The organism is Kitasatospora sp. NPDC091257 (genome assembly GCF_044757675.1).
GTDB lineage: Bacteria > Actinomycetota > Actinomycetes > Streptomycetales > Streptomycetaceae > Kitasatospora > Kitasatospora lactacystinica.
This window is the reverse complement of record NZ_JBIVVI010000249.1, coordinates 1-8,808: the sequence shown is the minus strand read 5'-3', so window position 1 is coordinate 8,808 and position 8,808 is coordinate 1. Positions and strand designations below refer to the sequence as shown.

General features: G+C 76.2%; 6 protein-coding genes. 3 read left to right on the top strand and 3 right to left on the bottom strand.

Features of this window, described 5'->3' with window-relative positions:
- Nucleotides 1-304 precede the first annotated feature (304 nt).
- Nucleotides 305-1,507: an MBL fold metallo-hydrolase gene (locus tag ACIQOV_RS14425; protein WP_401048526.1), complete on the top strand. Its 1,203-nt coding sequence runs from the start codon at nucleotides 305-307 to the stop codon at nucleotides 1,505-1,507.
- Between the two features lie 67 nt (nucleotides 1,508-1,574).
- On the opposite strand, the gene ACIQOV_RS14420 is transcribed toward ACIQOV_RS14425, so the two are convergent.
- Nucleotides 1,575-4,295 carry a DUF6493 family protein gene (locus ACIQOV_RS14420; protein ID WP_401048525.1) on the bottom strand — a complete coding sequence of 907 codons (2,721 nt, stop codon included), beginning with the start codon at nucleotides 4,293-4,295 and terminating at the stop codon, nucleotides 1,575-1,577.
- On the bottom strand, nucleotides 4,292-5,677 hold the full coding sequence (locus ACIQOV_RS14415; protein WP_401048524.1) for an SWIM zinc finger family protein: 1,386 nt from the start codon (nucleotides 5,675-5,677) through the stop codon (nucleotides 4,292-4,294). The genes ACIQOV_RS14420 and ACIQOV_RS14415 overlap by 4 nt, the downstream gene beginning before the upstream one ends.
- A gap of 137 nt (nucleotides 5,678-5,814) precedes the next feature.
- Here ACIQOV_RS14415 and ACIQOV_RS14410 point away from each other — a divergent pair, with 137 nt between their 5' ends.
- Nucleotides 5,815-6,723 carry an acyl-CoA thioesterase gene (locus tag ACIQOV_RS14410; protein WP_401048522.1) on the top strand — a complete coding sequence of 303 codons (909 nt, stop codon included), beginning with the start codon at nucleotides 5,815-5,817 and terminating at the stop codon, nucleotides 6,721-6,723.
- 98 nt (nucleotides 6,724-6,821) lie between these two features.
- On the top strand, nucleotides 6,822-7,472 hold the full coding sequence (locus ACIQOV_RS14405; RefSeq protein WP_359913286.1) for a TetR/AcrR family transcriptional regulator: 651 nt from the start codon (nucleotides 6,822-6,824) through the stop codon (nucleotides 7,470-7,472).
- Between the two features lie 99 nt (nucleotides 7,473-7,571).
- Here the strand turns inward: ACIQOV_RS14405 and ACIQOV_RS14400 are convergent.
- On the bottom strand, nucleotides 7,572-8,808 hold a 1,237-nt coding region (locus ACIQOV_RS14400), incomplete at its 5' end, for a sulfite oxidase (RefSeq protein ID WP_401048520.1).

Below are 8,808 nucleotides of genomic sequence, written 5' to 3'. Positions count from 1 at the left end.
GGGCGAGCGCGGGGCGGCGCCCGGGCACCGGCCCGCGCCGCCCTCCCGGGTACGCCGATTGGACCGCGCCGGGCTCTCCACCAGGTCCGGACGGCCCATGGCGAGTAATCTCCGACGAGATGGTTGTCGTATCGCAGCAGCCCCACCCGCCACTGCGCTGCGCGCCCCGGCCCGCCCGGTAGCCGTGACCGTCCCTGGAGGAGCCGTGCCCCGCCCCGCCCCGTGGTTCTCCCGCCTCGCCGGTCTGTCCGCACTGTTCGCCCCGCCGTCCGCCGACCCCGCCGCCGAGCGCGCCGTACCCGGGCTGGCCGGACTGCCCCGGGCCGCCTGGCACCGGATCCGGACCGACGCCTTCGGCGCCGAGCCCCGGGGCGAGCGGCTGGCCCGCATCCGCCGGTCCCCGCAGTTCGCCGACGGCGCCTTCCGCAACCCGGTGCCCACCCGCCGCCTGGTGTACGAGCGCAGCCCGCTGGAGATCACCCGCGCCCAGCTGGCCGGGGACAAGACCCGCCGCGCGCCGACCGCCGCCGTGCCGGTGCACCGGCTGCTCCCGGGCGACCTCGCCGCGCCGCCGGAGTCCGGGCTGCGGCTGACCTGGCTGGGGCACGCCACGGTCCTGGCCGAGATCGGCGGACGGCGGGTCCTGCTCGACCCGGTCTGGGGCGAGCGCTGCTCCCCCTTCTCCTGGACCGGCCCCAAGCGGCTGCACCCGGTGCCGCTGCCGCTGTCCGAACTCGGGCCGGTGGACGTGGTGGTGGTCTCCCACGACCACTACGACCACCTCGACATGGGCACCGTCCGGGCGCTGATCGGGACGGGCGCGGTGTTCGCCGTCCCGCTCGGGGTCGGGGCGCACCTGGAGCACTGGGGCGTACCGGCCGCACGGATCGTCGAACTGGACTGGTGGGAGTCGGCCGAGGTCGCCGGGCTGACGCTGACCGCCACGCCGGCCCGGCACTACTGCAGCCGGGGACCGCGTACCAGCACGCTGTTCCTGTGGGCGTCCTGGGTGGTCGCCGGTGGCGGGCGGCGGATCTTCCACAGCGGGGACACCGGCTACTTCCCCGGCTTCGCCGAGATCGGCCGCCGGCTCGGCCCGTTCGACGCGACGATGATGCAGGTCGGCGCGTACAGCGAGTTCTGGCCCGAGGTGCACATGACCCCCGAGGAGGGCGTGCGGGCGCACCTGGACGTGGGCGGCGAACTGCTGCTGCCGATCCACTGGTGCACCTTCAACCTCGCGCTGCACCCCTGGGACGAGCCGGCCGAGCGGGTGGTCACCGCGGCCCAGGCGCTCGGCGCCCGGCTCGCCGTGCCCCGTCCCGGCAAGCCCTTCGAGCCCGCCGCCCCGCCCGCCCTGCGCCTGTGGTGGCGCGCCGTCGCCGCACCGCGCGGCATCCCGCCCCTGGCCGGCGAACGGCAGCAGGAGGAGGCGGCCACGGGGGCGGCCGAGGCGCGCGAACAGACGACAACTTTCAGCGAACAGATTTCAAAATCTGTTCGCTGAAAGTTGTCAGCCGACATCTGTCCGCCAGCAGCCGACACCCGTCCACCGCCGGCCGGCATCCACCCCCTCAGCCCGCGAGCACGTCCCGCAGCGCCCGGGCCTCCTTGACCACCCGGCCCGATCCCCCGCGCTCGGCCGTCGCCGTCACCTCGGCGACCGGCCCGCGGGCCCCGGTGCGCCGGGCGCAGTCGGTGGCCAGCGCGATCAGGTCACCCAGCCCGCGCGTCGACGGGTCGGCCTCCCCCAGCAGGCCCGGCAGGGCCGCCGCGAGCACCGACCAGACCGTCGCCCGGGCGCCGGTCTCCGCTGCCGTGGTGAGCGCCGCCCCGAGCCGGCCGGCCATCACCGTGCCGCAGGCCACCAGGGCACCCAGCTCACGGCCGAGCAGCGCGCCGTCCAGGTCGCCGCGCGCGGCGAGCACCAGCAGGGCGTCCACCGCCGCCGTCCGGTCCTCGGCGTGCCGGGCGCCCAGGCCGTACGCCAGCGCGAGGTGCAGCGCGAGCCCGGCCGGGCCGCCGGCCTCGGCGAGCAGCGGGAGGTAGCGGGCGGCGCCGCGCTCGTCCCGGTCGGCGCCCTCGGCGAAGGGGTCGAGCCAGCGCGCGGCCAGCTCCTCCCGGTGCCAGGGGAGCATCGCGAACCAGTGCGCGACGGGCCGCCAGGTCCAGCCGTACACCTTGCGGGCCCGGGCGACGCTGGGCTCGGTGCCGTCCAGCAGGGCGAGCGGCTCGGCCGTGAGCCGCTCGCCACCCGGCCCCTTCGGTCCGGCGCCGATGCCCGGCTGGGCGACGGCGATCCGCTCGACGTCCTCCCACCAGCGGTCCCCGTACGCGTTGGTGCGCCGCACCCCCTTGCCGGGCGCGAACAGCACCCGCTCGGACGGCTGCCCGGGCAGGCCGCCGGTGCGCAGCCAGTGCGCCAGCCACCGCCCGGCCGGGGAGGTGAGCGCCTCGGCGGCCTTCAGCACCGCCTCCTCCACCCGCACGTCGACCCGCAGCAGGGCCTGGGACAGGTCGGCCTTTCCCGGCGTGACGCCCGCCGCCTCGTACCCGGCGATCCGCTCGACCAGCACGGCCGCGTCCATCGCGCCGGTGGCGTCGGTCGGCGTCGCGAGCAGGTACGGCAGCCGGGCCCGGTCAACCTGCCAGGCGGCCTCCTCCAAGCGGGCGGCGAGGACGGCCCCGTGCACGGTGGTGTGGGCTCCGCGCAGCACGGAGCGGCCCTTGCGGCCGAGGTAGTCCCAGACCTTCCACGGCGGCGTCTCTCCGGCCACCGCGGCCACCACGTAGAGGATCTCCCGGGGCATGCAGTCACCCCCACTGTTGGTGCCGCGCCACGGGTGCACCCGGCGGACCGGCTCCACCGCCTCGGCCAGCGCCTTCCGGTCCAGGTGGGTGAGCCGGACCAGCCCGTCCAGCACCCGCTCGAAGTCCGCCACGGCGGGCTCGCCCGAGGCGAGCAGGGCGGACAGCTCCTCCGCGAGTTCCACCGCCGAGCCGATCGGGGCGCCGAGCGGGCGCGGTTCGGGGGCCGGCGGGAGGAAGGCGTTCCACCCGGCGTCCGGGCCGTCCTCGTCACCCCCGACCGGCGCGCCGAGCAGGTCGCCCGCGCGCCGGTGGTGGGCCGGGTTCAGGACCTCGGCGGCGGTCCGCAGCTCCGCCACCACCGCCTCCCCCGCCGCCTTCAGGTGCCGGGCCACCACGTTCAGCGCCCGTTCCTGGAGGGCCGTGTCGGGGTGCCCGAAGGCCTCGGCCGCGGCCAGCACCACCGGGCCGGAGCGGTCGGGCGCGCGCCGGGCCGCCTTGTCCAGCCAGGCCAGCTGGGCGCGGACCAGCTTCTTCTCGGTCCGGAACAGCACCACCGCCGAGGCCTCGGGGAGTACCTCGGGCTCGATCAGGCCGGCCTCGTCCAGCCCGGCGAGCACCTCCTGGGCGTGCCCGGCGAGTACCGACTGGCCGTCCAGCAGCGCCACCAGGTCGCGCACCCGGGCCGCGTACTCGGCCGGCGTCGGGTCGAGCGCCCGCAGCACCTCCAGGAAGGCCCGCTGGTCGCCCGGTTTGCCGCCGCGCAGCAGCCGGGCCAGGCAGCGGTCGAGCAGTTCGGTCCGGTCGACCACGCCGGCCGCGGCCAGTTCGCCGATCGCCTCGGTCCAGATGTCGCCGGGGCGCGGGCTGTGCCGGAACGTCAGCGGCCAGCTGATGTCAGCGAGTTCGAGCAGCTCGGGCAGCAGCACCGGGGTGAAGGCGTCCTGGCGCAGCTTCTCGGCCAGCGTCGGGCGCGCGCCGCCGCTGCCGAAGTCGTTCACGCGGTCCATCCAGCCCCGGACGAAGGTCTCGCCGCGCGGCACCTCGCAGCCGGTGCGCCGGACCACGGCCTCCATCACCGGGTACATCGACCAGCCCTGGTTGCGCGCCGGCCGGGCGGCGAGCCGGGTGACCACCTCGACCTGCCACTCCACCGGCTGCGCCTCGACGGCCTGGTGCAGCACGGAGTTGCGGGCCCACGGGCGGTCGGCGAAGTCGCTGCCGGCCAGCCAGACGGCGGCGCCGGCCGGGCCGGCGTGGCAGCCGGCCCCGGCCACCAGCAGTCGCCCCCTGGCCTCGGCCGCCTCCCGCGACCAGTCCTGCCGCAACTCCTTGCGCAGCTCCTTGAGGGCGGCCAGGCCGGACCGCCGCTGGGCCGGGTCCAGGGCGGCCAGCAGCTCCGGTATCCGCGCGAGCCGTCCGGACCGGACGGCCGTCAGCAGTTCGTCGACCGGCCCCTGCCGGCCGGCACCCGCCGTCGTGCTCACGCTCCGGCCCCCTTCGCCCCCGCGGCCGACTCCCGCACCATCCCGACCGCCAGCGCGTGCTTGCACGGCCCGCGTCCGCCCCGGTACTTGCCCCACCACAGGCAGGTGCAGCTGAGCCGCCCCGACGCGTCCGTCCGCACCCGCTGGATGTGGTCGTCCACCGTGACGACGGCCGTCGCCCCGCCCTCCTCCAGCCGGACCGCGCCCGCCTCGACCAGGGCCCGGGCGGCCCGCAGCCGGGGGTTGGCCGCCTCGGCCCGCCCGGCGGCGTACGGGAGCTGCCGGTGGAAGTAGGCGGCCTCGGCGGTGTCGTAGCCGATCTGCCCGGCGGTGCCCAGCCGGGTGAGCGCGGCGCGGACCCGCTCGGGGCTCAGCCCGGACTGGGCGGCGAGGTCCCCGACCTCGATCCGGGGCTCCCAGGCGAGCAGCACCGCGATCAGTTCGGCGTCCCGCTCGGCCGTCCCGGTGGCGAGCGAGTCGAGCACCCCGCCCTCGCCGGAGAAGCCCCGGGAGGCGTCGGGCGAGAGCGTCAGGGTCAGCCGCATGCCGGGCAGCACCGCCTCCCAGACGGAGGCGGTCGGCTCCCCGGCCGCGACCGGCCCGTACACCCGCAGGGCGAGCGCGTGCCGCAGCACCCGCTGGAGCGCCACCAGCCGCTCGGGCCCGGGCAGGCAGACCGCGCCGGGCACCGGCCGGGTGGTCGGCCGCAGCGTCGTCCCGGCCGGGACGACCCAGCCGGCGCCGGCCCGCCCGCCGCGCCCGGCGCGCGGCAGCGAGCGCAGGAACCGGACCGCCTCGGCGGCGGGCAGCTCGGCGCGCGGCTCGAAGCCGGCGGCGACGACCTGGGTCTCGGCGAAGCCGCGCAGCCAGCGCTCCGGCAGCGGGACCTTCTTCTCGACCAGCGGCCCGTCGAAGCTGGTGACCTCCAGCGCGTCCGGCCCGACCGCGAGGTGCAGCGGGTCGGCGGGGCCGATCCTGGTCAGCGCCTCCCGCAGCGGGTTGTTGACGTCCACGTTGGTGGTGCCGTGGCCGATCTCGTCCCCGTCGAGCCCGGCCCGGAGCACGTCGAGCCGGGCGTAGACGCCGCAGCAGCCCGAGAAGGACTCGAAGCGCAGCCGGTCCCCGTTGGCGGTGACCACCGGGTCGAGCGAGGCGCGCAGCTGCGGCTGGTAGTAGCGCGCGGCGGCGACGTCCGCGACCGCGAGCAGCGCGGCGGCGGCCGGCGCCGGATCGGCCAGGAAGCCCGCGAAGAAGCGCGGGTTGGCGGCGGATCCGAGCGGGGTGGCGCCGCCGGAGGTGGCCAGGTCGAGGCTGCGTCCGTCGGCGCCGTCCAGGACGGCCGACGGGCGCAGATAGGCGTACGCGTGTGCGGATTGCGTCATGCCGGGCACGCTAGGTGAGGGCACTGACAGATCTGTGGGCCACTGGCTGAAATGAAACGTGTTCTATTCGATTTCCGAGCACCCGGACGTTACCCGGGTCACATCGCCACACGGTTGGCTTCTGCCACTATTGGCCCGTGACAGACCTGACTGAACAGCGCATCCCGGCCGAACAGGAGCCCAGCCCGGCCACCTCGTTCGCCGGGCTGCTGGAGATCGAGCAGCTGAACGAGAACACGTTCCGGGGTCGCTGCCACGCCGGCGCCCCGATGCGCGCCTTCGGCGGCCACGTCGCCGCGCAGGCGCTCGTCGCCGCCGGCCGCACCTGCGCGGACCGGCGCCCGGTGCACTCGCTGCACGGCTACTTCCTGCGGCCGGGCTCCCCCGCCCGGCCGATCGACTACCTGGTCGAGCGGGTCCGCGAGGGCACGTCCTACACCACCCGCCGGGTGACGGCGCTCCAGCAGGAGCACGAGGTCTTCACCCTCTCGGTCTCCTTCAAGCACCCCGAGCCGGCCGCCGACCGCCAGCGCGAGGTCCCGACGCTGCCCCACCCGGAGTCGCTGCCGAACTCCGTCGCCGGGCTGCCCGAGCAGGTCCGCCGGGCGCTCGCCGCGGACGGCGGCTTCCGCGACCTCGACGTGCGCTTCGTCCCGGCGGACACCCCGGGGCTGCCGGCGGCCGTCCCCGGACTGCTGCAGCAGTTCGTCTGGATGCGCACCGCCTCGCCGCTGCCGGACGGGGACCCGCTGCTGCACGCCGGCGCGCTGACCTACCTGTCCGACCTCACCCTGGCCTCCACCGCCGGGCTGAACATGCAGCCGAACTTCTTCCAGCGCACCGAACCGCCCCGGCTGCTGATGGCCTCGCTGGACCACGCGATGTGGTTCCACCGCCCGTTCCGGGCCGACGAGTGGCTGCTGTTCGCCCAGCGCAGCCCGTCCTCCTCGGACGGCCGGGGTCTGGCGCTCGGCGAGTTCTACGACCTGGACGGCCGACTGGTCGCCTCCGCCGTCCAGGAGGCGCTGATCCGCGACCCCTCGTGACACCCGGCACTCCCGGTACCCCGGTGACCCCAGGACGAACGGAAGGCGGCCGGACGGCGTCATACTCCTGAGCGGCCCCGGCCCGTATCATGGTGCGGGTGACCAAGGTTGACCTGTCACCACGGCCGGTGGAGGCGATGTCTCCGCGTCAGCTCGAACGCCGCGAAAGCCTGATCGCGGCCGCGCTCGCCCTGGTGAACGAGATCGGCGTCGAGCGGATGCAGATGAAGCAGGTCTGCGAGCGGTCCGGAGTCGCCCTGGGGACGGCGTACCGCTACTTCTCCTCCAAGGACCACCTCCTGGCGGCGGCGATCGCCGAGTGGCATCGCCTCCTGCTGGCCGACCTGGTGGCCGAGCTGCGCGGGCCGAGAGCCGGGCCGGGGGCCACCGACCGGGCGGTCCGGTTCGTCCGGGGCGGGATGCGGGCCTACCAGCGGCAGCCCGAACTCGCCCGGCTGAGGGTGGCCGTGGCCGCCTCCACCGATCCGTTCGCCAGCGAGGCCCTGCAAGGCATGGCCCGGGCCGACAGCACCGCCCTGCAAGCCGTGACGACCGAGGTGCCGGCCGCCGCGAGCGACCTGGTGCGGCACATCGTCGCCCACGCCTGGCAGGGCGAGCTGACCGCCTGGGTGACCGGCCGCACCACCCTCGGGGACGCCCGGCGGCGCCTGGAGGACGTGGTGCGGCTGGTGCTGACCCCGTACGAGACGCGGTACCCGGCCCCGTACGAGGTCCAGTCCACCGGCTGAGCGCCCGCCGGGGGTCCGCGCCCGTCGGCCCACCGGCCGACGGGCGCGGACCACCGGCGCGGCGCGGACCACCGCTTGGGCTCGGACCACTGCCGCGGCTCAGACCACCGTCACCGGGTGGGCCACCACCGCACCGAACAGGTAGCCCTCCCGGTTGAACACCGCCCGCTCGGGCTGGGTGTTGCCCCGGCGGTCCGTCGCGCGGGCGCGCAGCTCGTACGGACCGGGCCGCTCGGGGCGCCAGTCGACGCTCCAGCGCGTCCAGCCGTCGGCCCGCGGCTCGTCGCGCAGTTCGGCGCGCCGCCAGGTCCGGCCACCGTCGGCACTCACCTCGACCCGGCGCACCGCCGCCGCCCCGGACCACGAGCGCCCGTGCAGCCGGTGCTCGCGCCCCGCGACCAGCCGCGCACCGGCGGCCAGCTCGAAGGCGCTCTTGACCACCTGCTCGGTGAGCGGGTCGCCGCCGCCCGGCGGGTACTCCGGGCCGAACATCCGGTAGAAGTCGGTGTTCCACGGCGAGTACAGCCGGTGGTCGGCGACCTCCACGCTGCCCACCCACTTGATCGAGGCGATGCCCACCCAGCCGGGCACCACCAGGCGGGCCGGGGCGCCGTGGTCCGGGGTCAGCGGCTCGCCGTTCATCTCGTACGCGAGCAGCACGTCGTCCAGCGCCTTGGCGATCGGCAGCGGGCGGCGCACCGGTCCGTAGTTGGTGCCGCCGGCGACGAAGTCCGGGTCCAGGCCGGTGGGCAGCACGTCCACCGCCGCCCCGGTCAGCCCCGCGGCCCGCAGCACCTCGGCCAGCCGGACGCCACGCCAGCTCGCCGAGCCGACGCCGCCGAGGGTCCACGGCGTACCCGGGACGGGCTGGTTCTGCTGGCCGGGGTAGTAGCTGCGGGCGTTGCCGGCACACTCGATCAGCGCGCTGATCCGGGTGGCCGACAGCTCCCGCAGGTCGTCCAGGCCGAACTCGACCGGGCGCCCGGCCGTCGGGGCACCGCGCAGACCGCTGCCGAAGAGCCTGAGGCGCCAGGTGCCGGGGTCGATCAGCGGGGTGCTGGTGTGGTTGCGGACGAAGAACCGCTCCACCGGCACGTGCCGATGGACGACGGCACGGCCGTCGGCGTCGCGGAAGGCGTCCCAGCGCGTCTCGGCGTTGGTGCCGCGCGGCACGAACCACTCGGCGGGCAGCGGTTTGACGATCCCGGGCACGGGCCCGGGCACGGGCACCGCCCCGGGCAGGGAGGAGTGTCGCCGGGGACGGGGAGCAGGTCGGGCAGCTCGCCGACGGCGATGGTCACCACGTCCTCGATCAGCTGGCCGTCGTGCTCGATGC

Bases quoted from the DNA above. Each gene is read 5' to 3' on its own strand.
- ACIQOV_RS14415 (WP_401048524.1), bottom strand. From the start codon at position 5,677: ATGACGCAATCCGCACACGCGTACGCCTATCTGCGCCCGTCGGCCGTC.